The organism is Streptomyces sp. NPDC014676, from assembly GCF_043084105.1.
Classification (GTDB): domain Bacteria; phylum Actinomycetota; class Actinomycetes; order Streptomycetales; family Streptomycetaceae; genus Streptomyces.
On sequence record NZ_JBIBZI010000002.1, the window covers coordinates 797,415 to 820,833 of the forward strand.

The 23,419-nt window shown below is 72.2% G+C and carries 26 protein-coding genes and 3 tRNA genes; 6 read left to right on the forward strand and 23 right to left on the reverse strand.

Annotated elements, in window-relative coordinates; translation table 11 throughout:
* Positions 1 to 73: 73 nt before the first annotated feature.
* Positions 74 to 1,300, forward strand: a complete 1,227-nt coding sequence (locus ACF1DX_RS08110) for a pyridoxal phosphate-dependent aminotransferase (RefSeq protein WP_391790339.1) — start codon at positions 74 to 76, stop codon at positions 1,298 to 1,300.
* Between the two features lie 124 nt (positions 1,301 to 1,424).
* A complete protein-coding gene (locus ACF1DX_RS08115) occupies positions 1,425 to 2,465 on the forward strand; it encodes an adenosine deaminase (RefSeq protein WP_391790340.1) in 1,041 nt (346 codons plus the stop codon).
* On the opposite strand, the gene ACF1DX_RS08120 is transcribed toward ACF1DX_RS08115, so the two are convergent.
* The 7 genes from ACF1DX_RS08120 to ACF1DX_RS08150 all read right to left on the reverse strand — a co-directional run bounded on the left by ACF1DX_RS08120 (position 2,402) and on the right by ACF1DX_RS08150 (position 5,837).
* Positions 2,402 to 3,136, reverse strand: a complete 735-nt coding sequence (locus tag ACF1DX_RS08120; RefSeq protein ID WP_391790341.1) for a hypothetical protein — start codon at positions 3,134 to 3,136, stop codon at positions 2,402 to 2,404. The two genes, ACF1DX_RS08115 and ACF1DX_RS08120, sit on opposite strands and share 64 nt — an antisense overlap.
* A gap of 85 nt (positions 3,137 to 3,221) precedes the next feature.
* Positions 3,222 to 4,277, reverse strand: a complete 1,056-nt coding sequence (locus ACF1DX_RS08125) for a UDP-N-acetylmuramate dehydrogenase (RefSeq protein ID WP_391790342.1) — start codon at positions 4,275 to 4,277, stop codon at positions 3,222 to 3,224.
* 59 nt (positions 4,278 to 4,336) lie between these two features.
* Positions 4,337 to 4,765, reverse strand: coding sequence for a MaoC family dehydratase (locus tag ACF1DX_RS08130; protein WP_391790477.1), 429 nt, complete (start codon positions 4,763 to 4,765; stop codon positions 4,337 to 4,339).
* A gap of 8 nt (positions 4,766 to 4,773) precedes the next feature.
* Entirely contained in the window at positions 4,774 to 5,226 is a 453-nt protein-coding gene (locus tag ACF1DX_RS08135) for a MaoC family dehydratase N-terminal domain-containing protein (protein ID WP_391790343.1), read from the reverse strand.
* Positions 5,227 to 5,391: 165 nt separating this feature from the next.
* The gene (gene rpmG / locus ACF1DX_RS08140) at positions 5,392 to 5,556 is read right to left on the reverse strand and encodes a 50S ribosomal protein L33 (RefSeq protein ID WP_003948671.1); all 165 of its coding nucleotides are present in this window, start codon (positions 5,554 to 5,556) and stop codon (positions 5,392 to 5,394) included.
* Between the two features lie 89 nt (positions 5,557 to 5,645).
* Positions 5,646 to 5,718: transfer RNA gene (locus ACF1DX_RS08145), tRNA-Met, on the reverse strand.
* A gap of 46 nt (positions 5,719 to 5,764) precedes the next feature.
* A tRNA-Thr gene (locus ACF1DX_RS08150) sits at positions 5,765 to 5,837 on the reverse strand.
* 199 nt (positions 5,838 to 6,036) lie between these two features.
* On the opposite strand from ACF1DX_RS08150, the gene ACF1DX_RS08155 reads away from it, so the two are divergent.
* On the forward strand, positions 6,037 to 7,383 hold the full coding sequence (locus ACF1DX_RS08155) for an amidohydrolase family protein (RefSeq protein ID WP_391790478.1): 1,347 nt from the start codon (positions 6,037 to 6,039) through the stop codon (positions 7,381 to 7,383).
* Between the two features lie 63 nt (positions 7,384 to 7,446).
* Positions 7,447 to 8,103 carry an NAD(P)H-binding protein gene (locus ACF1DX_RS08160; protein WP_391790344.1) on the forward strand — a complete coding sequence of 219 codons (657 nt, stop codon included), beginning with the start codon at positions 7,447 to 7,449 and terminating at the stop codon, positions 8,101 to 8,103.
* On the opposite strand, the gene ACF1DX_RS08165 is transcribed toward ACF1DX_RS08160, so the two are convergent.
* Both ACF1DX_RS08165 and ACF1DX_RS08170 read right to left on the reverse strand, forming a co-directional pair.
* Positions 8,100 to 8,312 (reverse strand): hypothetical protein, encoded by a 213-nt coding sequence (locus ACF1DX_RS08165; protein WP_085573488.1) that lies wholly within the window; start codon positions 8,310 to 8,312, stop codon positions 8,100 to 8,102. The two genes, ACF1DX_RS08160 and ACF1DX_RS08165, sit on opposite strands and share 4 nt — an antisense overlap.
* Before the next feature lie 109 nt (positions 8,313 to 8,421).
* A tRNA-Tyr gene (locus ACF1DX_RS08170) sits at positions 8,422 to 8,503 on the reverse strand.
* A 236-nt stretch (positions 8,504 to 8,739) separates the two neighbouring features.
* On the opposite strand from ACF1DX_RS08170, the gene ACF1DX_RS08175 reads away from it, so the two are divergent.
* Positions 8,740 to 9,228 (forward strand): YajQ family cyclic di-GMP-binding protein, encoded by a 489-nt coding sequence (locus tag ACF1DX_RS08175; RefSeq protein WP_030860870.1) that lies wholly within the window; start codon positions 8,740 to 8,742, stop codon positions 9,226 to 9,228.
* A 129-nt stretch (positions 9,229 to 9,357) separates the two neighbouring features.
* Here ACF1DX_RS08175 and ACF1DX_RS08180 read toward each other — a convergent pair whose 3' ends face one another.
* A complete protein-coding gene (locus ACF1DX_RS08180; protein ID WP_073933046.1) occupies positions 9,358 to 9,624 on the reverse strand; it encodes a GlsB/YeaQ/YmgE family stress response membrane protein in 267 nt (88 codons plus the stop codon).
* Positions 9,625 to 9,717: 93 nt separating this feature from the next.
* Here ACF1DX_RS08180 and ACF1DX_RS08185 point away from each other — a divergent pair, with 93 nt between their 5' ends.
* Entirely contained in the window at positions 9,718 to 10,974 is a 1,257-nt protein-coding gene (locus ACF1DX_RS08185) for an APC family permease (protein ID WP_391790345.1), read from the forward strand.
* 186 nt (positions 10,975 to 11,160) lie between these two features.
* On the opposite strand, the gene ACF1DX_RS08190 is transcribed toward ACF1DX_RS08185, so the two are convergent.
* From ACF1DX_RS08190 to ACF1DX_RS08250, 13 genes are all read right to left on the reverse strand, one after another.
* Positions 11,161 to 11,721, reverse strand: coding sequence for an SMI1/KNR4 family protein (locus ACF1DX_RS08190; RefSeq protein WP_391790346.1), 561 nt, complete (start codon positions 11,719 to 11,721; stop codon positions 11,161 to 11,163).
* A 107-nt stretch (positions 11,722 to 11,828) separates the two neighbouring features.
* Positions 11,829 to 12,224, reverse strand: a complete 396-nt coding sequence (locus tag ACF1DX_RS08195; RefSeq protein ID WP_391790347.1) for a YccF domain-containing protein — start codon at positions 12,222 to 12,224, stop codon at positions 11,829 to 11,831.
* On the reverse strand, positions 12,221 to 13,084 hold the full coding sequence (gene htpX / locus ACF1DX_RS08200; protein ID WP_391790348.1) for a zinc metalloprotease HtpX: 864 nt from the start codon (positions 13,082 to 13,084) through the stop codon (positions 12,221 to 12,223). The genes ACF1DX_RS08195 and htpX overlap by 4 nt, the downstream gene beginning before the upstream one ends.
* 232 nt (positions 13,085 to 13,316) lie before the next feature.
* A complete protein-coding gene (locus ACF1DX_RS08205) occupies positions 13,317 to 14,816 on the reverse strand; it encodes an NADH-quinone oxidoreductase subunit N (RefSeq protein ID WP_391790349.1) in 1,500 nt (499 codons plus the stop codon).
* Positions 14,813 to 16,387: a NuoM family protein gene (locus ACF1DX_RS08210; protein WP_391790350.1), complete on the reverse strand. Its 1,575-nt coding sequence runs from the start codon at positions 16,385 to 16,387 to the stop codon at positions 14,813 to 14,815. Before ACF1DX_RS08210 ends, ACF1DX_RS08205 begins: the two co-directional genes overlap by 4 nt.
* A gap of 6 nt (positions 16,388 to 16,393) precedes the next feature.
* Positions 16,394 to 18,388, reverse strand: coding sequence for an NADH-quinone oxidoreductase subunit L (locus ACF1DX_RS08215; protein ID WP_391790351.1), 1,995 nt, complete (start codon positions 18,386 to 18,388; stop codon positions 16,394 to 16,396).
* A complete protein-coding gene (gene nuoK, locus ACF1DX_RS08220; RefSeq protein ID WP_391790352.1) occupies positions 18,385 to 18,792 on the reverse strand; it encodes an NADH-quinone oxidoreductase subunit NuoK in 408 nt (135 codons plus the stop codon). The genes ACF1DX_RS08215 and nuoK overlap by 4 nt, the downstream gene beginning before the upstream one ends.
* On the reverse strand, positions 18,792 to 19,424 hold the full coding sequence (locus ACF1DX_RS08225) for an NADH-quinone oxidoreductase subunit J (protein WP_391790353.1): 633 nt from the start codon (positions 19,422 to 19,424) through the stop codon (positions 18,792 to 18,794). The genes nuoK and ACF1DX_RS08225 overlap by 1 nt, the downstream gene beginning before the upstream one ends.
* The gene (locus ACF1DX_RS08230) at positions 19,421 to 20,095 is read right to left on the reverse strand and encodes a NuoI/complex I 23 kDa subunit family protein (protein ID WP_391790354.1); all 675 of its coding nucleotides are present in this window, start codon (positions 20,093 to 20,095) and stop codon (positions 19,421 to 19,423) included. Before ACF1DX_RS08230 ends, ACF1DX_RS08225 begins: the two co-directional genes overlap by 4 nt.
* Before the next feature lie 2 nt (positions 20,096 to 20,097).
* The gene (locus tag ACF1DX_RS08235; RefSeq protein WP_391790355.1) at positions 20,098 to 21,066 is read right to left on the reverse strand and encodes an NADH-quinone oxidoreductase subunit H; all 969 of its coding nucleotides are present in this window, start codon (positions 21,064 to 21,066) and stop codon (positions 20,098 to 20,100) included.
* Positions 21,063 to 22,415 (reverse strand): NADH-quinone oxidoreductase subunit C, encoded by a 1,353-nt coding sequence (locus ACF1DX_RS08240; protein WP_391790356.1) that lies wholly within the window; start codon positions 22,413 to 22,415, stop codon positions 21,063 to 21,065. The genes ACF1DX_RS08235 and ACF1DX_RS08240 overlap by 4 nt, the downstream gene beginning before the upstream one ends.
* Positions 22,412 to 23,029, reverse strand: a complete 618-nt coding sequence (locus ACF1DX_RS08245; RefSeq protein ID WP_391790357.1) for an NADH-quinone oxidoreductase subunit B — start codon at positions 23,027 to 23,029, stop codon at positions 22,412 to 22,414. The genes ACF1DX_RS08240 and ACF1DX_RS08245 overlap by 4 nt, the downstream gene beginning before the upstream one ends.
* Positions 23,020 to 23,412 carry an NADH-quinone oxidoreductase subunit A gene (locus ACF1DX_RS08250; RefSeq protein WP_030860845.1) on the reverse strand — a complete coding sequence of 131 codons (393 nt, stop codon included), beginning with the start codon at positions 23,410 to 23,412 and terminating at the stop codon, positions 23,020 to 23,022. The genes ACF1DX_RS08245 and ACF1DX_RS08250 overlap by 10 nt, the downstream gene beginning before the upstream one ends.
* Positions 23,413 to 23,419: the final 7 nt, after the last annotated feature.

Genomic DNA, 23,419 nt, shown 5'->3' on the forward strand with positions numbered 1-23,419 from the left:
GGGTTTGCCCGGTGTTGTTCAGTACGTGAAACCCCCGTGCCGCGTGGGTTTCCGGTCTGGAACGATGGGCTCCATGAGCGCTGCAACCCCTCCCACCGAGCGCCGGGTCTCCGCCCGAGTCGGCGCGATCTCCGAGTCCGCCACCCTCGCCGTGGACGCCAAGGCCAAGGCCCTCAAGGCCGCCGGGCGACCGGTGATCGGCTTCGGCGCCGGTGAGCCCGACTTCCCGACGCCGGACTACATCGTCGAGGCCGCGATCGAGGCCTGCAAGAACCCGAAGTACCACCGGTACACGCCGGCCGGCGGTCTGCCGGAGCTGAAGGCCGCGATCGCCGCCAAGACGCTGCGCGACTCCGGCTACGAGGTCGACCCGTCGCAGATCCTGGTCACCAACGGCGGCAAGCAGGCCATCTACGAGGCCTTCGCCGCGATCCTCGACCCGGGCGACGAGGTCATCGTCCCGGCGCCGTACTGGACGACGTACCCGGAGTCGATCCGGCTGGCCGGCGGTGTCCCGGTCGAGGTGGTCGCCGACGAGACGACCGGCTACCGGGTGAGCGTGGAGCAGCTGGAGGCGGCCCGCACCGAGAAGACGAAGGTCGTCCTGTTCGTCTCCCCGTCGAACCCGACCGGCGCGGTCTACGGCGAGGCCGAGACCGAGGCGATCGGCAAGTGGGCCGTCGAGCACGGCCTGTGGGTGCTGACCGACGAGATCTACGAGCACCTGGTCTACGGCGACGCCGTGTCCGTGTCGCTGCCCGCGCTCCTGCCCGAGCTGCGCGACAAGTGCATCGTGGTCAACGGTGTGGCGAAGACGTACGCGATGACGGGCTGGCGGGTCGGCTGGATCATCGGCCCGAAGGACGTGGTGAAGGCCGCGACCAACCTCCAGTCGCACGCCACGTCGAACGTGTCCAACGTCGCCCAGGTGGCCGCACTGGCCGCCGTCTCGGGCGACCTGGACGCGGTCGCGACGATGCGGGAGGCGTTCGACCGGCGGCGCAAGACCATCGTCCGGATGCTCGACGAGATCGACGGCGTGGTCTGCCCGGAGCCCGAGGGCGCGTTCTACGCCTACCCCTCGGTGAAGGCGCTGATCGGCAAGGAGATCCGGGGCAAGCGGCCGCAGAGCTCGGTCGAGCTGGCCGCGCTCATCCTGGAGGAGGCCGAGGTCGCGGTGGTGCCGGGTGAGGCGTTCGGCACGCCGGGCTACCTGCGGCTGTCGTACGCGCTGGGCGACGAGGACCTCGTCGAGGGCGTGAGCCGGATCCAGAAGCTGCTGGCGGAGGCGCGCGACTGACGTCGTCCTTCCGCCCCAGGGGCGCCCGGGTCTCTTCCCGTGCGCCCCTGTTTGTTTGTGCGAGCAAGACCACGAAAGGGGAAAGCCCTACCGGGACGGCGCGGACGTGCGGCAGGATCGGCGAATGGAGCGTGTACGTGATCTCTCTGAACTGCCGAAAGCCCATCTGCACCTGCACTTCACCGGGTCCATGCGGCCCACCACTCTGCTGGAACTGGCCGACAAGTACGGCGTGCGCCTGCCCGAGGCGCTCACCGACGCGCTGACCAGTGGGGAATCGCCGAAACTGCGGGCCACGGACGAGCGCGGCTGGTTCCGCTTCCAGCGGCTGTACGACGCGGCGCGCTCGTGCCTGAGGGAGCCCGAGGACATCCAGCGGCTGGTGCGGGAGGCGGCGGAGGAGGACGTACGGGACGGCTCCGGCTGGCTGGAGATCCAGGTCGACCCGACGTCGTACGCGCCCCGGCTGGGCGGGCTGATCCCGGCGCTGGAGATCATCCTCGACGCGGTGGACTCGGCGTCCCGCGACACCGGGCTCGGCATGCGGGTGCTGGTGGCCGCCAACCGTATGAAGCACCCCCTGGACGCCCGCACGCTGGCCCGGCTGGCCGTGCGCTACGCCGACCGGGGGATCGTCGGCTTCGGGCTCTCCAACGACGAACGGCGCGGGATGGCCCGCGACTTCGACCGGGCGTTCGCCATCGCGCGCGAGGGCGGGCTGCTGTCGGCCCCGCACGGGGGCGAGCTGACGGGCCCCGCGTCGGTGCGGGACTGCCTGGACGACCTGGAGGCGCACCGGATCGGGCACGGTGTGCGGGCGGCCGAGGACCCGCGGCTGCTGAAGCGCCTCGCGGACCGGGGCGTCACCTGCGAGGTGTGCCCGGCGTCGAACGTCGCCCTCGGCGTGTACGACAAGCCGGAGGACGTGCCGCTGCGCACGCTGTTCGAGGCGGGCGTGCCGATGGCGCTGGGCGCGGACGACCCGCTGCTGTTCGGTTCCCGGCTGGCGGCACAGTACGAGATCGCCCGCCGGCACCACGGCTTCACCGATGCGGAGCTCGCCGAGCTGGCCCGGCAGTCCGTACGGGGGTCGGCGGCGCCTCAGGACGTCAAGGAGAAGCTGCTGTCGGGCGTCGACGCCTGGCTGGCCGCCCCGGCCGCCTGAAGTGGGCCAGGGGCGAGTACGCCCGGAAGCCGATGTCCAGCTCCGTCCCCCGTCCCCCGTCCCCCGGACAGGGGCAGCAGCGTGGTGAGCGAGGCGCCGAGCACGTCGTACCCCTTGCCCGCCCCCTTGTCGAGCGGGCCGTGGCCGGCCGCCCGGCCGAGTTGCAGGGACGCGGCGGCGAAGGTGTCCCGCGCGCCGGACAGGAACAGCGTCCGGGCGTGGACGGCGAGCTGGATGCGGTCGGCCCGGGGCAGGCGGTCCCAGCGCCGCTCCCAGCGCTCCTCCCAGGCCGAGCCGTGGCGCGCGGTGCGCCGTTCGTCGGTGCGGACGGTCCGCGGGACGCCCTGAGTGAGTCCGCGGCGCAGGGCGGGCCACACGGAGGGCCGCAGCCCGAGCGACTGGTGGGCGAGCACCAGGTCGACGGGCACGCCCGGGGCGTGGTCCCGGGGCACACTCCGCCGGAGGGGGACGTGGACGACCGTGTGCGGGGAGTACGCCGCGAAGGAGAACAGCCCGGCGAGGCGCGCCAGTCCGTCGTGGTCCCCGACCAGGTGGCCCCAGCCGCGCATCGGGTCGCTGAGCGTGGTGTGCCGCAGCGCGGGGCGCGGCTGGACGACCCGGAAGGCGTACCGGCCGGCGCGCGGCCGGAACTCGTCCACCCTCAGCCGCACGGAGGCTCCCTCATGACGTCAGGGATACGCGCGACGGGCCGGGCGCGGCAACGGAATGACGCGGTCCCGGCGGGGTCCGTGCCGTTCAGAGGCCGACGCCGACCATGACGGGCTCGTTCACCAGGGTGATCCCGAACGCCTCCCGGACGCCCGCCACGACCTCGCGGGCCAGGGCCAGCAGGTCCTCCGTGGTGGCGTCGCCGCGGTTGGTGAGCGCGAGGGTGTGCTTCGTGGAGATGCGGGCGGGCCCGCTGCCGTACCCCTTGGTGAAGCCGGCCTTGTCGATCAGCCAGGCCGCGGAGGTCTTGGTCCGTCCCTCGCCGGCGGGATAGGCGGGCGGCTCGACGCCTTCCCCCAACCGCTCCCGTACACGCGTACGAAATGCGGCGAACGTCTCGTCGTCGAGGATCGGGTTGGTGAAGAAGGAGCCGGCCGACCAGGTGTCGTGGTCCTCGGGGTCCAGCACCATGCCCTTGCCCGCGCGGAGCTTCAGCACCGTGTCACGGGCGGTGGCCAGCGGGACCCGCTCGCCGGGCACCACGCCGAGCACGCGGGCCGTCTCCGCGTACTTGACCGGGCCGGACAGTCCGCCGGCGTCCTCCAGCCGGAAGCGCACCCGCAGGACGACGTAGCGCTCGGGGTCGGCCTTGAAGCGGCTGTGGCGGTAGGAGAAGGCGCACTCCTCGTTGCCGAGGGTGACGGTCTCGCGGGTGCGGCGGTCGTAGGCGACGACCTCGGTGAGGGTGGAGGAGACCTCCTGGCCGTACGCCCCGACGTTCTGGATCGGGGTGGCGCCCGCCGAGCCGGGGATGCCGGCCAGGCACTCGACGCCGGCGAGACCCGCCTCCACGGTGCGGGCGACGGCGTCGGTCCACACCTCGCCGGCGGCCAGCTCCAGGTGCGCGCCGTCCAGGGTGAAGCCCCGGGTGGCGACGACGAGGGCGGTGCCGTCGAAGCCCTTGTCGCCGATGACCAGGTTGGAGCCGCCGCCGATGACCAGCAGCGGCGTACCGCTGTCGTCGGCCTCGCGGACGGCGGCGATCACCTCGTCGTCGGTCGTCGCGGTGACCAGCCGGGTCGCGGGGCCGCCCAGCCGGAAGGTGGTCAGCGGGGCCAGGGGGGCGTCGTGGAGTTCCTGCACGGGCCCAAGACTACGAGACGGCACCGACAAGCCCCCGTCCCCGCCGTGTCCGGCTCGGCTCAGCCCAGCCGGACGACCGCCCGTGACATGCCCAGCACCTTCTGTCCGGCGCTGGTCGCGGTGAGGTCGACGCGGACCGTGTGGTCGTCGAGCTTGGCGACGACCTTGCCGCTGACCTCGATGGTGGCGCCCTGGTCGTCGTCGGGGACGACGACCGGCCGGGTGAAGCGGACGCCGTACTCGACGACCGCGCCCGGGTCGCCCGTCCAGTCGGTCACCACGCGGATCGCCTCGGCCATGGTGAACATGCCGTGCGCGATGACGTCGGGGAGGCCGACCTCCTTGGCGAACTTCTCGTTCCAGTGGATGGGGTTGAAGTCGCCGGAGGCGCCCGCGTACTGGACGAGGGTGGCCCGGGTCACGGGGAACGTCTGCGCGGGCAGTTCGGTGCCGACCTCGACGTCGGCGTAGGAGATCTTCGCCGTCATGGTGTTGCTCACGCCTCCTCGGCCGCGCGGGCCACCAGCTTGGTCCAGGCGGTCACGACGTGCTCGCCGTCCTGGTCGTGCACCTCGCCCCGGATGTCCAGTATGTCGTTGCCCGCCATCGACTTGACCGCCTCGATGGTCGAGGTGACCGTGAGCCGGTCACCGGCGCGCACGGGACGGACGTAGGCGAACCTCTGGTCGCCGTGCACCACCCGGCTGTAGTCGAGGCCGAGCTGCGGGTCGGCGACGACCTGTCCGGCGGCCTTGAAGGTGATCGAGAACACGAAGGTGGGCGGGGCGATCACATCGGGGTGGCCGAGCGCCTTGGCGGCCTCCGCGTCCGTGTACGCCGGGTTGGTGTCCCCCACCGCCTCGGCGAACTCGCGGATCTTCTCCCGGCCCACCTCGTAGGGCTCGGTGGGCGGGTAGCTCCGCCCCACGAAGGACTGGTCGAGCGCCATGCGCGCGGCACCTCCTGTGTCTGACTGTGTCCGACCGGTCCACCCGGTCCGACTGATCCACCTGGTCTGCCTGCGGCCGGCCGGTCCTGACCGTGGCCGGCCGACGGGAAAACGACACGAGGCCGCCCCCCTGGCTGGGGGGACGGCCTCGCGTACGAGCCTGTTTTATCGCGTTTCGCGGTGCGCGGTGTGCGCGTTGCAACGCGGGCAGTGCTTCTTCATCTCAAGACGGTCCGGGTTGTTACGCCGGTTCTTCTTGGTGATGTAGTTCCGCTCCTTGCACTCCACGCAGGCCAGCGTGATCTTCGGGCGGACGTCGGTGGCAGCCACGTGAGTGCTCCTTGACGAACGGATTGACTGTATTTACGCAATGAAGAGTAGCCGATCGAAGGACCGACCCCGCAATCGGCTACTGTCTGTAGCGGTGACCGGACTTGAACCGGTGACACAGCGATTATGAGCCGCTTGCTCTACCGACTGAGCTACACCGCTGTGATGCGATCGGGCCCCGCCTTTCGGCGGGAACCTCACACACCAGAGCCCCAAAACGGAATCGAACCGTTGACCTTCTCCTTACCATGGAGACGCTCTGCCGACTGAGCTATTGGGGCGAGCGATGAAGACATTACACGGTCCGCCGCCGTTCGCCCAAATCCGTTTCGGCCCCCTCTCCCGGGGCGGACCACACCGGTACGACTATTGGGCTCCTCCCGGCGGGGAACGGGCCCCCGGCCTAGGCTCGGACTCACTCTGCGTGATCTTGCCTGCGTGACCTCGTCCTCCGCGCGCAGCCCGAGCCCCTGGAACGCGATGCCCGACAGCCGGCCGCAGCCACCGTCCCGTCCGCCCTCGTCCTCGGGTCCGGCTCCGGGGCCGGCCGCGGTCGATCCGGCCCCGCTGCTGCTGTGCGGCGCGCGTCTCGCCGACGGCCGGACCGTGGACGTACGGCTGGGCGGCGGGCGCATCGAGGCGGTCGGTACGGCCGGCAGCCTGGCGGCGGACGGCACGCGTGCGTGCGGCACACGGATCGACCTCACCGGCTATCTGCTCCTGCCGGCCCCCGCGGAGCCTCACGCCCACGCGGACACCGCCCTGTCCGCCGACGCCGGCGGCCCCGTCCCGTACGACCCGCGGGACGTCCAGGGCCGCGCGACGGAGGCGGCACTGCTCCAGCTCGGGCACGGCGCGACGGCGCTGCGGGCGCATGTGCGCGTGGGCGACGTGGCCGGGCTCGGCGCGCTGACCGCCGTGCTGCGGGCGGAGCGCTCGCTGCGCGGTCTGGCCGAACTGACGACGGTGGCGGTGCCTCGGGTACTGACCGGGGTCGCCGGGGCGGACGGGCTCGCGGCGCTGCGGGACGCTGTGAAGATGGGCGCGTCCGTGGTGGGCGGCTGCCCCGATCTCGACCCCGACCCCACGGGGTACGTGGAGGCGGTCCTGGAGGTCGCCGCCGAACACGGCTGCCCCGTCGACCTGCACACGGACGCCGCCGACCCCGCCCATACGGCCCGGTTCGCGGCCATGGCGGGCGGACTGCGGCCGGGGGTCGCCCTCGGCCCGTGCGGTGGTCTCGCCCGGCTGCCCGCCGAGCCGGCCGCGCGGACCGCGGACCGGCTGGCGGCGGCCGGGGTGACGGTGGTGTGCCTGCCGCAGGGCGGCTGCGGCGCCGTGGACCGCCGGGGCACGGCGCCGGTACGGCTGCTGCGGTCGGCGGGGGTCCGGGTCGCCGCCGGGAGCGGTGCCCTGCGGGACGTGTCGAACCCGGTGGGCCGCGGTGACCCGCTGGAGGCGGCGTACCTGCTGGCCTCCCGCCACGGGCTGTCCGCCGAGGACGCCTACGCCGCGGTGAGCTCGTCGGCGCGGGCGGCCCTGGGGCTGCCCGAGGTTCGCGTGGAGGCGGGTTTCCCGGCCGAGCTGCTGGCGGTCCGCGGGGACGGGCTCCCGGGGGCTCTGTCGCTGGGGTACAGCCGCATCGTGGTGCACGGGGGGCGGGTGGTGGCGCGGACGAGCGCGGTGCGGGAGTACTGCGGCCCGGCGGCGTCCTCGGCGGCGTCGGCTTCCTCGGCTTCCTCGGCCTCGTCGGACTCGTCGATTTCGTCGGCTCCGTCGACGGAGGGGGAACCGGGGCTTCCCCGGCAGGGCCGGGGCACCGCGTAGAGCAGGGCGGGTCCCTGTGGCGTCGCGCGGCGGATGGGGTGGCCCCGGCGTACGGTCGGAGACATGCGCATTGTCATCGCTGGTGGTCATGGTCAGATCGCGCTGCGGCTGGAGCGGCTGCTCGCCGCGCGCGGGGACGAGGCGGCGGGCATCATCCGTAAACCCGAACAGGCCGACGAGCTGCGGCGCCTGGGCGCCGAACCGGTCGTGCTCGACCTGGAGTCGGCGACGGTGGAGGAGGTCGCCGAACGGCTGGAGGGGGCGGACGCGGCGGTGTTCGCGGCGGGCGCCGGGCCGGGCAGCGGTGCGGGCCGCAAGGAGACGGTGGACAGGGCGGCGGCGGTCCTCTTCGCCGACGCGGCCGTCCGCGCGGGCGTACGGCGTTTCGTGATCGTGTCGTCCATGGGCGCGGACCCCGCCCACGAGGGCGACGAGGTCTTCGACGTGTACCTGCGCGCCAAGGGCGAGGCGGACGCGTACGTACGCGGTCTGGACGCCCTGGACTGGACGGTCCTGCGGCCGGGTCGGCTCACCGACGACGCCGGGACCGGCCTGGTCCGCCTGGAGGCCCACACGGGTCGCGGCCCGGTCCCGCGCGACGACGTGGCCGCCGTGCTGGCGGAGCTGGTGGACACCCCCGCGACGGCCGGTCTGACCCTGGAGCTGATCAGCGGCCCCGCGCCGGTGTCGGTGGCCGTGAAGTCGGTGGCCGGCAACTAGAAGAGAGGCATCTGCCCCGGGAACTCCGGCACCGCGTAACCGTCCAGCGAGGGCTGCTCCGCACCGAGCGGAGCGTGCCTGCGCGAGCCGGGGCACGAGGTCAGTTCCCCGCTCCCCCGGGCGCCGGGCGGATCGTGTCGCGCGTACCGCCCGGCGACGACGGCGATCTCACGACGGCACTCGGGGCAGGAACGACGACGGGACGACATGGGGCCAGTGTGCCCTGGCGCCTCCACCCGCGAACAGCACGCGCCCGCGGACACGAAGAGACCCCCTCCGGACTGCGTTTCCGCAGTCCGGAGGGGGTCTTCCCCAGTGTGGCGGCGCCAGGATTCGAACCTGGGAAGGCTGAGCCGGCAGATTTACAGTCTGCTCCCTTTGGCCGCTCGGGCACACCGCCTGGGTTGCTGCCGTCGAACCGCTTTTCGGCGGTGCTCCCTGGCAACGACGTAAACAATACCCGATGGACAGGGGTGCTTCGCCACCCGATTGATCGCCACCCGGAGGCCGGGGGGTGACTAGGCTGGTCCGGATGCGGCCAGGGACCGATGCCGGGCTCGGGGGGCCGCTTCACGTACGCCGGTACGCACCCGGTGCGCAGCCCGGTACGCACCCCGATACAAGGAGCCACAGGACATGGCCGACTCCAGTTTCGACATCGTCTCGAAGGTCGAGCGGCAGGAGGTCGACAACGCCCTCAACCAGACCGCCAAGGAGATCTCGCAGCGCTACGACTTCAAGGGCGTGGGCGCCTCGATCTCGTGGTCCGGGGAGAAGATCCTCATGGAGGCGAACTCCGAGGACCGGGTGAAGGCCGTCCTCGACGTCTTCCAGTCCAAGCTGATCAAGCGGGGCATCTCCCTGAAGGCCCTGGACGCGGGTGAGCCCCAGCTCTCGGGCAAGGAGTACAAGATCTTCGCGTCGATCGAGGAGGGCATCTCCCAGGAGAACGCGAAGAAGGTCGCGAAGATCATCCGCGATGAGGGTCCGAAGGGCGTGAAGGCCCAGGTGCAGGGCGACGAGCTGCGGGTCAGCTCCAAGAGCCGTGACGACCTGCAGACCGTCATCGCGCTGCTCAAGGGCAAGGACTTCGACTTCGCCCTGCAGTTCGTGAACTACCGGTAGGTCCGGTCGGCCGGGCCGGGACCGGTGGCGTTCGCGCGCCGCACGGGCACGAGGAAGGGTGGGCACCCGCGCGGTGACCGCCCTTCTCGCCTGCCGGCCGCAATTCGGGGCGTGGTGCGCGGTGCCCGGTCAGTCGCGTGAGTGGCCGAACAGGATGCGGTAGGCGATCAGGAGGACCAGGGAGCCGCCGATCGCGGCGGCCCAGGTGGTGCCGTCGTAGAAGTCCTTGGTGATCGGGTGGTCGAGCCAACGCGCCGATATCCAGCCGCCGATGAAGGCGCCGGCGACGCCGATCAGCGTCGTGCCGATGAGGCCCCCCGGGTCACGGCCGGGCAGCAGGAACTTCGCTATGGCTCCGGCCAGCAGCCCCAGGATGATCCAGCCGATGATCGTCATGCTGTACACCTGCCCCTTTCCCGCTGTTCTCGCACCTTGGAAGACGCCGTGCGTATACATGCCGGTTGCATGTGATCGGTAGGGTGCGACCTCATGACAGACACGTCCGGTCCCGCGCTGCGGCGCACACTCGGCGTCGGCGATGCCGTGGTCATCGGTCTCGGCTCGATGGTGGGAGCCGGGATCTTCGCCGCCCTGGCGCCCGCCGCGCACGCGGCCGGTTCCGGGCTGCTCCTCGGGCTGGCGGTCGCCGCCGTGGTCGCCTACTGCAACGCCACGTCGTCGGCGCGCCTCGCCGCCCTCTACCCGGCCTCGGGCGGCACGTACGTGTACGGGCGCGAGCGGCTCGGGGACTTCTGGGGCTACCTCGCGGGCTGGGCGTTCGTGGTCGGGAAGACGGCCTCCTGCGCGGCGATGGCCCTCACCGTGGGCGCGTACGTCTGGCCGGGGCAGGCGCATGCCGTGGCGGTGGCCGCCGTGGTGGCGCTGACCGCGGTGAACTACGGCGGTGTCCAGAAGTCCGCGTGGCTGACGCGGGCGATCGTGGGTGTGGTCCTGGCTGTCCTCGCTTCCGTGGTGGTGGTGTGCCTGACGTCGGGGGAAGCCGAAGCCGGGCGGCTGGGCATCGGGGTCTCCGGCGGTGTCGGCGGGGTGCTGCAGGCGGCCGGTCTGCTGTTCTTCGCCTTCGCCGGGTACGCCCGTATCGCGACCCTCGGTGAGGAGGTCCGGGACCCGGCGCGCACCATCCCCCGGGCGATCCCGCTGGCCCTGGGTATCGCGCTGGCCGTGTACGCGGCCGTCGCTGTGGCCGTCCTCTCGGTACTGGGGCCGAAGGGGCTGGGCGACGCCACCGCGCCGCTCGCCGACGCGGTGCGGGCCGCCGGTGTTCCCGGGCTGGTGCCGGTGGTGCGGGTGGGAGCGGCGGTGGCCGCGCTGGGCTCTCTGCTCGCCCTGATCCTGGGGGTCTCACGGACGACACTGGCCATGGCCCGGGACCGGCATCTGCCGGGTGCCCTCGCCGCCGTGCACCCGCGGTTCCAGGTGCCGCACCGGGCGGAGCTGGCCGTGGGCGCGGTGGTCGCCGTCCTGGCCGCCACGGTGGATGTGCGGGGTGCGATCGGGTTCTCCTCCTTCGGTGTACTGGCGTACTACGCGGTGGCCAACGCCTCGGCCTGGACACTCGGTCCACGGCCGGCGACGCGGGTGGTGCCGGCCGTGGGGCTCGCCGGGTGCCTGGTGCTGGCGTTCTCACTGCCGTGGGTTTCGGTGGCCGCGGGTGCGGGGGTGCTGGTGGCGGGGGTGGCGGCCTACGGAGTGCGGCGGGGGGCAGGGGCGGGCGGCAGCCGGTAGCCGTGGCGGGTAGCGGGTAACCAGCGGCCGGGGCGAGTGGCCGGTAGCCGGTGGCCGTGGCGGGTTCCGGGTGCGAGGTGGGTCGTGTGCGCAGGTGCGGCGGGTTTCCCGGGTGTGTCCGGAACTTTCGGGCCTTGAGTTCCGGGATGTTTTCCAGGGTGCCGCGGCGCTCTTCGCGAAGCCCGGTCAGGGCGCCGGCGTCCCGCGGCCAGCGGAACCGGTCCAGGGGGCCAGGTCCATCCCCTCGTTCTCCTCCTCGTACCAGCCCGTGCCCTGGACCCAGGAGCTGAGCCAGTCCGCGAGGCCGGGCGCGTCGAGGAACCAGGCGTGGTCGGGGTCGCCCGGGTTGGGTTCGAAGAGGAGGACGGTGGCCCGGGGCGAGCGGCAGTCCACACAGGCGTACATGCCGCAGCCCCAGTGGGATATGGGCAGCACTCCCTCGGGCCAGGGCCAGTCGGGGTCCTCGCGGCCGCTCTCGCGGTGGGCGAGGTACTGGGCCACGGCGGCGGGTTCACCGGAGGGCGCGCTGTCCAGCAGGGGCAGCAGTCCGTACTCGGGGCCGAATCCGCCGTCCGCTATACGCAGATAGAGCTCGGCGAGCAGCGGGGGCAGGGCGAAGCCCAGCGTGGCCTCGGCGCGTGCCAGGGTGGCCGCGTCGATGGGCTCGGGGAGGGAAGGCCAGCCCCATGGGCGGGTGTTGCGGGCCTTGTCCGCCACCTGTGTCAGCAACTGCTCGTGCTCGGTCATGTGTTCATGATGCGGTCCGCCACTGACATCCGCCCGGCCCTGTGGACAACCTCCGGCCTGTGGACAACGCCCGGGTCATGACACGACCGACGAGGGCGCCTCCCGCCTCACCCGCGCTGTGTGAACGACTGGTCCGTCCGCACGATCTCGCGGCCCAGCGGGAACAGTGAGACCGGGATCAGCTTGAAGTTGGCGATGCCGAGCGGGATTCCGATGATCGTCACGCACAGGGCGATGCCGGTGAGGATGTGGCCGAGCGCCAGCCACCAGCCCGCCAGGATCAGCCACAGCACGTTGACGAGGAAGGACGGAGCTCCCGCGTCCCGGCGTTCGACCGTCGTGTACCCGAAGGGCCACAGGGCGTAGACACCGATGCGGAAGGCTGCGACGCCGAAGGGGATGCCGATGACGGTGATGCACAGCAGCAGGCCCGCCAGCAGGTAGCCGAGGAACAGCCAGAAGCCGCTGAAGACGAGCCATATGAGATTCAGGATGGTCTTCACTGGTGGTGACCTGCCATCTTCTCGAGCCGGGCGATGCGTTCCGCCATCGGCGGGTGGGTGGAGAACATCTTCGAGAACCCCTGGCCCGGGCGGAACGGGTTGGCGATCATCATGTGGCTGGCCGTCTCGATGCGGGGCTCGGGGGGCAGGGGAAGTTGTTTGGTGCCGTGTTCCAGTTTGCGCAGGGCGCCGGCGAGGGCGAGGGGATCGCCGGTGAGCTGGGCACCGGAGGCGTCGGCCTCGTACTCCCGGGAGCGGCTGATGGCCAGCTGGATGAGGGACGCGGCGAGCGGGCCGAGAATCATGATCAGCAGCATGCCGAGGAGGCCGGGGCCGTCGTCGTCGTCCGAGCGGCCGATCGGGATCAGCCAGGCGAAGTTGACCAGGAACATGATCACGGAGGCGAGGGCTCCGGCGACCGAGGAGATCAGGATGTCACGGTTGTAGACGTGGCTGAGCTCGTGGCCGATGACGCCGCGCAGCTCCCGCTCGTCGAGCAGGCGCAGGATGCCTTCGGTACAGCACACGGCCGCGTTGCGCGGGTTGCGGCCGGTGGCGAAGGCGTTGGGGGCCTCGGTCGGGGAGATGTACAGGCGCGGCATGGGCTGGCGGGCCTGGGTGGAGAGGTCGCGGACCATGCGGTACAGCCCCGGGGCCTCGAACTCGCTCACCGGGCGGGCGCGCATCGCGCGCAGGGCCAGCTTGTCGCTGTTCCAGTACGCGTACGCGTTGGTGCCCAGCGCGATCAGGACGGCGACGACGAGCCCCGTGCGGCCGAAGAAGCTGCCGATGACGATGATGAGTGCGGACAGTCCCCCGAGGAGGACCGCTGTCCTGAGCCCGTTGTGCCGGCGGTGCACGGTACGCCCTCCAAGTCGTGCGGCAGGGGGACCCTTGCTTGCTGATCTTCCTTCTGACCTGCGCTGCCCACTGGTCTCGCGGTGTCACGTCCAGTGGACCCTCCCGTACCGGTCAACGCCAGGCGAAGGGCACTAGTTCCCTTGTGCGCGCGGTGGCGCGTGTCAACCGTCCGGGTGACGGCGGTCCGGAGCGTGCCGGGTGGCACGCGCGCGTGCCCGAATGGGCGGTTCCTCAGAAGAGCCCGGTGCCGGTGAAGCGCAGGACCAGCTGGGGTGCGCCGGACAGGGCGACGCCGAGGACGCCGGTCAGGGCGAGGGCGGCGGTGAGGGGGGCGGGGAGCCGGTGCTTGACCGGTTCGCCCTCGGGGGCGCGGAACAGCAGGGCCGTCCACTGGAGGTAGTAGACCAGCGCGATGACGACGTTGACGGCCATGACGACGGCGAGCCAGCCCAGTCCGGCGTCGACGGCCGCGGAGAACACGGTGACCTTGGCGAAGAGGCCGATGATGCCCGGCGGGAGTCCGGCGAGGCAGAGCAGGAAGAAGCCCAGGAGGAGCGCGGTGAGGGGGTTGGAGGCGTGGAGGCCGCGGTAGTCGGCGACGCGGTTGAGGCGGTGCGCGCGGCCGACGAGGGCGGCCACGGCGAACGCGCCCAGGTTCACGGCGCCGTACATGAGGGCGTAGGCGACGGTGGAGCCGATCGATTTCTCGGGGTCGCCGGAGTACGCGGCGGCGGCGATCGGCACCAGGAGGTAGCCGGCCTGGCCGACGGACGACCAGGCGAGGAGGCGTACCGCGCTGTACGCGCGCGTGGCCTGCTGTCTGAGGGCGCCCACGTTGCCGACGGTCATGGTGAGGGCGGCCAGCGCGGCGAGGGCCGGGCCCCAGACGTCGGCGTACGAGGGGAGGGCGACGACGGTGACGAGGATCAGGCCGGAGAAGCCGACCGCCTTGCCGATGACCGACAGGTAGGCGGCGATCGGCAGGGGGGCGCCCGCGTAGGTGTCGGGGACCCAGAAGTGGAAGGGGACGGCGGCGGTCTTGAAGGCGAAGCCGATGAGGGTGAGGACGACACCGGTCTGGGTGAGGGTGTGGAACTGTCCGTCGACGTCCTGGACGCGTTCGGCGACCAGGGTGAGGTGGAGGGTCCCGGTGGCGGCGTAGACGAAGCTGATGCCCAGCAGGCTGACGGCGGTGGCGGTGACGGAGGACAGGAAGAACTTCAGGGCCGCTTCGGAGGACTTCCGGTCGCCGTGCCTGAGGCCGACCAGGGCGAAGGCGGGCAGGGAGGCGACCTCCAGGGCGACGACGAGGGTCGCGAGGTCGCGGGAGGCGGGCAGGAGGGCGGCGCCGGCCGCGGAGGAGAGGAACAGGAACCAGTACTCGCCCTCGGGAAGCCGTTTGCCCTCGTCCTTCAGGGCGGTGACGGACAGGAGGGCGGTCAGGAGGGCGCCGCCGAGGACCAGGAACTGGATGACGAGGGTGAAACGGTCCGCGGTGTAGCTGCACACGCCTTCGTCGCCGACCAGGCAGAAGGTGCCGCGGTCGGCGTCGAGGAGGGGCAGCAGCATCAGTGTGGCGGCGGCGAGTCCGGCCACCGAGAGCCAGCCGAGGAGCGGTTTCCGCCTCTCGTCGGCGAACAGGTCGGCGACGAGGACGACGAGTCCGACGACCGCCGTGATGGTGGGTGGCGCGATGGCCAGCCAGTCGACGGACTGGACGAGGGAGCTCATCGGGTGCCTCCTGCGAGGAGCTGCTGCACGGCCGGGTCGGTCAGGCCGAGGAGGGCCCCCGGCCAGAGGCCGGCGACGACGGTGAGGACGACCAGCGGGGTCCAGGCCGCGAACTCGTAGGAGCGCACGTCGGTGAGTTCCGGGGCGTCCTGGGGCGCGGCGCCCATGCAGACCCTGCGGACCACGACCAGCAGGTACGCGGCCGTCAGCAGGGTGCCGAAGGCGCCGATGGCCATGAAGGTGAGGAAGGCGGGGCGGCTGAGGCCTTCGGCGGGGTCGAAGGCGCCGAAGAGGGCGAGCATCTCGCCCCAGAACCCGGCGAGGCCGGGCAGGCCGAGGGAGGCGACGGCGGCGAAGGCGAGCAGGCCGCCGAGGCGCGGGGCCTTGCCGTAGAGGGCGGCGCCGGTCTCCTGCGCGAGGGTGTCGAGGTCGGTGCTGCCGGTGCGGTCCTTGAGGGCGCCGACCAGGAAGAAGAGCAGGCCGGTGATGAGGCCGTGGGCGATGTTGGCGAACAGGGCGCCGTTGACGCCGGTCGGGGTCATGGTCGCGACACCGAGGAGGACGAAGCCCATGTGGCCGACGGAGGAGTAGGCGATGAGGCGTTTGAGGTCGCCCTTCGCGCCCCGCTTGGCGAGGGCCAGGCAGGCGAGGGATCCGTAGATGACGCCGACGACGGCGAACGCGGCGAGGTACGGCGCGAAGGTGCGGAAGCCGTCCGGCGCGGCGGGCAGCAGGATCCGCACGAACCCGTACGTGCCCATCTTCAGCAGGACACCGGCCAGCAGGACCGAGCCGACGGTCGGCGCGGCGGTGTGGGCGTCGGGCAGCCAGCTGTGCAGCGGCCACATCGGGGTCTTCACCGCGAGCCCGATCCCGATCGCCAGTACGGCGATGACCTGTACGGATGTGGTCAGGGACCGGCCGTTGTCAGTGGCGAGTGCCACCATGTCGAAGGTGCCCGCCTTGATTCCGATCAGGAGCAGGCCGAGCAGCATGACCACGGAGCCGAGCAGCGTGTAGAGGATGAACTTCCAGGCGGCCTCGGCCCGGCCCTCGCCGCCCCAGCGGGCGATGAGGAAGTACATCGGGATGAGGACCGTCTCGAAGGCGAGGAAGAAGAGGATCAGGTCGAGGACGGCGAAGGTCGCGAGGGTGCCGGACTCGAGGACGAGCAGCAGGGCGACGAAGGCCTTCGGGGATGGGCCCGTGGGCGGCTTGAAGTACGCGTGGAGCGCGCAGAGGAAGGTCAGCAGCGCGGTCAGGACCAGAAGGGGGAGGGAGATGCCGTCGGTGCCGAGGTGGATGCGCACGTCCAGTGCGGGGATCCAGCTGATGTCGGTCGTGGCCTGCATCCTCGACGGCTGGTCGTGGTCGAAGCCGAGCGCGAGGACGATCGCCGCGATGAGGATCGCGCCGGTGACGGTCACGCCGTGGCGGAGCACCGCCTGGCCGGGTGACTTCCCCTTCAGTCCGGGCGGGGCCGGCAGGAGGGCGGCGGCGGCGCCGAGGAGCGGGCCGGCGACGAGGAACGCCAGAAGGAACTGCATCACGGACTCGCTGATATCGATCACGCCTGCTCACGCTCCCGTGGCGACGAGGACGGCGGCGACCGCGAGGACGACGGTGCCGGCGAGCAGCGCGCTCACATAGGTCTGCAGATTGCCCGTCTGGGCCCGTCGTACGGCGGCGCCGAGCCAGCGGGGCAGCGTGCCAGCGCCGCGTACGTAGGTCTCGACGACCTCGCGGTCGAGGAACCGGACGAGGCTCGCGCCGGCCCGGACCGGGCGGACGAAGAGGGTCGTGTACACGGCGTCCAGGTGGAAGCCGGCGGCCGCGTGGCGGTGCAGCGGGCCGAGCAGCAGCCGTCCGGGGTCCGACGGGTCGGGCGCGTACGCGATGTCTCCGTAGGCCGGTTCGTGGGTGGCGATGGCCTCCGCCTCGACCCGTCCGGCATCGCCCTCGGGGTGGGCGGCGACGGCGCCGAGGGGGACGCGGGCGGCGTGCGCGGTGGTGTGCCGCCAGGTGGCGTAGGTGATGATGCCGCCGACCAGGGCCACGCCCGTGCCGAGCACGGAGGTGGTGAGCGTCGGGGTCAGGTCGTGGCCGTCGAACCAGTCGGGCAGCAGGCGGAAGGCGAACCCGCCGAGCGCGAGGGACGGTACGGCGAGCACCCACAGCACCGTGGTCATCGCCAGCGGCTGCCTGCCGTGGTCGGGTGCCTCGGTTCCGTACCCGCGGAAGGCCAGCAGCCACAGCCGCATCGCGTACGCGGCGGTGAGCAGGGCGGTGACGAGGCCGGCGAGGAGGACGATCCAGCCCGCCGCGGCGGGGGCGTGCTCGGTGTGGCCGGTGACGACGTGTTCGGCGACGCCGAGGACGGCCTCCTTGGAGAAGAAGCCGCTGAACGGCGGGATCGCGGCGAGCGCGAGGAGCGCCACGGTCATCGTCCAGTAGGCGTCGGGGACCCGGTCGCGCAGGTGGCCCATGCGGGACATGGCGGCCAGCGAGTTGGTGCCGGCGGCGTGGATGATCACGCCGGCCGCGAGGAACAGCAGCGCCTTGAAGGCACCGTGGGACAGGAGGTGGAAGACGGCGGCGCCGCGGTCGGCGACGGCGAGGGCGCTGGTCATGTAGCCGAGCTGGCCGATCGTCGAGTAGGCGAGGACGCGTTTGATGTCGTCCTGGGCGAGCGCGGCGAGCGCCGAGCCGGCCATGGTCACGGCGGCCATGACGGCGAGGACGGTCATCGCGGCCTGGGAGGCCTCGAAGAGCGGGAGGAGACGCGCGATGAAGTAGACGCCGGCGGCGACCATGGTCGCGGCGTGGATCAGCGCGGAGACGGGGGTCGGGCCCGCCATCGCGTCGGGGAGCCAGGTGTGCAGCGGGAACTGCGCCGACTTGCCGGCCACGCCCGCCAGGAGCAGCAGGGCGATCAGCGTGGGGTGTTCGATGCCGCCGTTCGCGACGGCGCCGAGGATCCGGGTGATGCGGAAGGACCCGGCTTCGGTGGCCAGGGCGAACAGGCCGATGAGGAAGGGGACGTCGCCGAGCTTGGTGACCAGGAAGGCCTTGAGGGAGGCGGCGCGCGCCTCGGGGGTCTCCCAGTAGTGGCCGACGAGGAAGTAGGAGCAGATGCCCATGACCTCCCAGCCGACCAGCAGCACCATCAGGTCGCCGGAGTAGACGACCAGGAGCATCGCGGAGGTGAACAGGGAGACGAGGGCGGCGTAGGAGGGGTAGCGCGGGTCGTCGCGCAGGTAGCCCGTGGAGTAGATCTGCACGCAGCCGGCGACGACGGTGACCAGGACGGCGGTCAGTGCGGCGAAGCCGTCGATGTGCAGGGCGAGTTCGATCGGTACCGAGCCGGTGGGGGTGAGCTCGGTCGCGGTGTCGACGGCCCGGCCTCCGCCCTGGCGCCAGGCGACCGTGGCGGCCAGGGCGAGGGAGGCGAGCGTCGGCAGGACGGCGAGCGGGCGGACGAAGCCGGGGGCCGTGCGGCCGAGGAGCAGCCCGGCGAGCGCGCCGAGGAACGGAAGGAGGGGGACGAGGACGGCGAGGGTGGTCGTGGTCACGCGGTGGCCTCAGCCTTCTCGCCGGCCGCCCGGGGTGCGGGGGCTTCGCGGCCGGTGGTGTCGCTGTCGGGGCCGTCGGGCTCGTGGCCCTCGGCGGTGTCGCGGAGTCTGTCGATGTCCGAGGTGCCGCGGTTGCGGTACACGGCGAGGACGATCGCCAGACCGATGCCGATCTCGGCGGCGGCGATGGCGATGGTGAACAGGGTGAGGGCCTGGCCGGAGTGCAGAGTGTCCTCGGCGGTCCGGCTGAGCCAGACGTCGAAGGCGACCAGGTTCAGGTTGACGGCGTTGAGCATCAGCTCGACCGACATCAGGACGAGGATCGCGTTGCGGCGGGCGAGGACGCCGTACAGGCCGGTGCAGAAGAGGAGGGCGGACAGGACGGCGGGATAGGCGAGGTGCATCAGCGGGTCCCTTCCGTGTCGCGCCGGGTGTCCGTCGCGCCGGACGCGGCGTCGGCCTTCGCCTTGCGGGACAGGACGATCGCGCCGACGAGGGCGGCGAGGAGGAGGACGGAGAGGGCCTCGAAGGGGAGGACCCAGTGCTGGAAGAGGCTCGCGCCGGTGACGTCCGTGGACCCGGCGGGGGCGCCGTCCAGGTCGATCCACGTGGTCCGGAAGGCGTCCGCGACCACCCACACCAGGGCGGCCGCGGCGGCGACGGCCACGGCGAGGGCGACCCAGCGGTTTCCGGAGTCGGCGTCCGGTGAGCGGCCGATGGGGGCCCTGGTGAGCATCAGCCCGAACAGGAGGAGGACGACGACGGAGCCGACGTAGATGAGGACCTGCACCCAGGCGATGAACTCGGCGGTGAGCAGGAGGTATTCGACGGCGAGGCCCCCGAGGGCGACCACCAGCCACAGGGCGGCGTGCACCAGCTGCCGGGTGGTGACGGTGATGACGGCGGCCCCGAAGGTGACCAGGCCGACGAGGAGGAAGGCGATCTCCACGCCGGTCGGGGAGAGGAAGCCGCGGGATTCGGCTGCCAGGTTCACGGTGCCGGTCGCGAGGCCGCCGAGAGTCGCTGCGGGGGTCATTCCCGGCCCTCCTGCCGTGGCTGGTCCGCCTGCTGCTTCGACTCGCCCGCCGGTCGTGCGGGCGACTCGGCGGCACGGGCCTGTTCGTCGGCATGCGGTTCGGTGCCGGCCGATGGTGCCGGGGGCGGGGCCGCCGTCTCCGCGGCCTGGGCGGCGGCGAGCTTGTCGGCGGTCTTGCGGGCGGCGGCGAGTTCCTTCGGTTCCTCGGCGCCGGGGTCGAGGGCGGGCGGGGCCGGGACGGTCCACATCCACTCGCGGAGCTTGTCGCGCTCGTGGGTGAGGTCGCGGATGTCGGTCTCGGCGTACTCGAACTCCGGTGACCAGAACAGGGCGTCGAAGGGGCAGACCTCGATGCAGATACCGCAGTACATGCACAGGGAGAAGTCGATGGCGAAGCGGTCGAGGACGTTGCGGCTGCGTTCGCGGCCGCCGGGGGCCGCCGCCGGGACCGTCTCCTTGTGGGAGTCGATGTAGATGCACCAGTCCGGGCACTCGCGGGCGCACAGCATGCAGACCGTGCAGTTCTCCTCGAACAGGCCGATCACACCGCGGGTGCGGGGCGGGAGGTCGGGCTGGGTGTCCGGGTACGGGGCGGTGACGGACTTCTTCGTCATCGTCCGCAGGGTGACGGCCAGGCCCTTGGCCAGGCCGGAGCCGGGGATGGGAGCCATGGTTACCGGATCACCACCTTCACGATGCCGGTGAGGGCGATCTGGGCGAGGGAGAGGGGGACGAGGAGGGTCCAGGAGAGCTTCTGAAGCTGGTCCTCGCGCAGCCGGGGGTAGGTGACACGGAGCCAGATGACGACGAAGGCGAGGACCGCGGTCTTCAGCAGGGTCCAGACCCAGCCGAGTCCGTCGGCGCCCCAGGGGCCGTGCCAGCCGCCCAGGAACAGGACGGTGGTCAGGCCGCACAGGACGACGATCCCGGCGTACTCGGCGAGGAGGAACAGGGCGAAGCGCAGGCCGGTGTACTCGGTGTACGCGCCGAAGATGATCTCCGAGTCGGCGACCGGCATGTCGAAGGGCGGGCGCTGGAGTTCGGCGAGGCCGGCGACGAAGAAGACGAGCGCGCCGGTGATCTGCCAGGGCAGCCACCACCACTCGAACGCGTCGAGGATGCCGACGAGGGAGACGGTGCCGGCCGCCATCGCCACCGAGGCGGCGGTGAGCAGCATCGGGAGTTCGTAGGCGAGGAGTTGGGCGGCGGTGCGCAGGCCGCCGAGGAGGGAGAACTTGTTGGCGGAGGCCCAGCCGGCCATGAGCGAGCCGAGGACGCCCACGCCCATGACGGCGAGGACGAAGAAGACGCCCGCGTCGATCACCTGGCCGACCGCGCCCTCGCCCGGGCCGATCGGGACGGCCAGCAGGACCAGGAGGTACGGCAGGAGGGCGACGGCGGGGGCGAGCTGGAAGATGCGCCGGTCCGCGCCGGCCGGGACCACGTCCTCCTTCTGCGCGAACTTCACGCCGTCGGCGATGAGCTGGGCCCAGCCGTGGAAGCCACCGGCGTACATCGGGCCGAGGCGGCCCTGCATGTGGGCCATCACCTTGTGTTCGGTCTGTCCCACGATCAGGGGGAAGGTGAGGAAGACGACGAACACGACCAGGAGTCGCAGGGCGACGTCGGGCACGTCGTTCACCGCGGGCCTCCTGAGGGGTCTTCGGGGGTGGGGGTCTCGGGGTCGTCCTCGGTCTCCGCGCGGGGCCCGGGGGCCGTGTCGGCATCGGCGTCGGGCCCGGTGCCGGCTTCGGGCTCCGAGCCGGTGTCCGGAGCCGCGTTCCCCCGGGCCTCGCGGGCCGGGCCGGCGTCGGGCTCCGCCTCCGGCTCGGGTTGGGCGAAGGCAGGCTGGGCGTGGTGCCAGGGGGCGTCCGGGCTGCGGGGAGCGGCAGGAGGCCTTCGGTCCCGGCGGTCCTCGGTGGGCGCGGGGGCGGACGCGTCGCCCGTTGCCGCGGGCTCGTCGGACGGTTCCGGGGCCTTCGAGGCGGCGCGCCGGCTCGCGGACCCCTCGGACGCGGTGCGCGCCCTGCGGGGGCCGCCGGCCGCGGGAGGGCCGGAACGCTGCGACGCCGACCCTTCGCTCGCGCTCCGCGCACGTCGTGCGGGGGCGGCGGTCGGAACGGTCGGTTCGGGCTGCGCCTCCGCGGCCTGGCTAGCGGAACCCTCCGCAGCCGTGCGGGTGCGGCGGGGCTGGGCGGAGGACTCGACGGCCGACTGGCTCGCCGAACCCTCCGCAGCCGTACGGGCGCGACGCGGCCGGGTCGTGGGCTGGGCGGGGGCTTCCGGGGCTTCCGGGGCGGCCGACTGGCTCGCGGAGCCCTCCGTCGCCGTGCGGGTGCGGAGGGGGCGGTCTCCTGCCGCTCGTGCCGTGCCTGCCGCCGTTCTGCCCGTGCCTCGGGCCGGGCGGGCCGGGGCCGGGGGGAGCTGGCCCTTGAGGGGGCCCCATTCGTTGGGGTCGGGGACGCCGGGGGGAAGCATCTGGCGGCGCTTGGGGCCGCCGTGCTCGGACTCCCCGGGTTCCTTGGCGCCGGGCCATGCCTTGGCGACCCGGGCCGCGAGGACGAAGTCCTTGCGCAGCGGATGGCCCTCGAAACCGTCCGGCAGGAGCAGGTGGTCCAGGCCCGGGTGGCCCGTGAAGTCGACGCCGAACATCTCGTGCGTCTCGCGTTCGTGCCACGCGGCACCCGCGTAGACGTCCACGGCGGAGGGCAGCGTGGGGGCCTCGTGCGGCACCGTGGTGCGCAGCAGCAGGCGCCGTACCGGGGCCAGGGCGGCGACGTGCGCCATGACACGGAACCCGGTGCCGGGTTCGTCGACCGCGCTCAGCCAGTCGAAGAAGGTGCAGCCGACCCGGTCGCGCGCGGTTTCCAGCGCGGTGATCCAGGAGGCGGGCGGTACGTCGACGGTCAGGACGCCGTACGACTCCTCCGCCGTGGCCTCCGTGCCGAACAGCTCCTCGGCGCCGGCGGGGAGCCAGCCGACCGCGGTCATCGGCCCTCCCCCTCACCGGACGGCGCCGGAGGCCGGACCAGCCCGCTCCGCAGCGCCGCCGCCGAGGGCCGCCCCCCGCCGGTGGCGGACCCGTACCGCTCCCCCAGCGACTCCCGTGCGATCTTCTCCTGGAGTTTCAGGATCCCCTGGAGCAGCGCCTCGGGCCGGGGTGGGCAGCCGGGGACGTAGACGTCGACCGGAATGATCTGGTCCACGCCCTTGGTGACGGAGTAGGAGTCCCAGTACGGGCCGCCGCAGTTGCTGCACGCGCCGAAGGAGATGACGTACTTGGGCTCGGGCATCTGCTCGTACAGGCGCTTCACCGCGGGCGCCATCTTGTCCGTGACCGTGCCGGAGACGACCATCAGGTCGGCCTGGCGCGGCCCCGGCGCGAAGGGGATGACGCCGAGGCGGATGAAGTCGTGGCGGGCCATCGACGCGGCGATGAACTCGATCGCGCAGCAGGCGAGACCGAAGTTGAAGACCCACAGTGAGTAGCGGCGGCCCCAGTTGAGGACCACCTTCATCGGCTCGGGTGCCAGCCGGGCGAGCGCGCCGAGCCTCTTCGGTTCCGGAAGCAGGACGGGCTCGGGGGCGGCAGGGTTCACGTCCATGTCAGGACGCCCTTCTTGTATGCGTACAGCAGTCCCACGGCGAGGAAGCCGAGGAAGATGAACATCTCCACGAGGGTGGTCGCGCCGTAGCCGTCGGCGGCGAAGACGGTCGCCCAGGGGAAGAGGAAGATCGAGTCGACGGCGAAGATCACGTAGAGGAAGGCGTAGACGTAGTAGCGGACCTGGGTGTGGGCCCAGCCCTCGCCGACGGGGTCGACCCCGCACTCGTACGTCAGGAGTTTCTCCGGTGTGGGGACCACCGGCCGCAGCAGGCGTCCCGCCCCGAAGGCGACGGCGACGAACAGCAGGCCGACGACGGCGAGCAGTCCGACGACCGAGTAGGACTGGAAGTAGTCCGCCGCGACGACGGTCGTTTCCCGCACGTCCGCC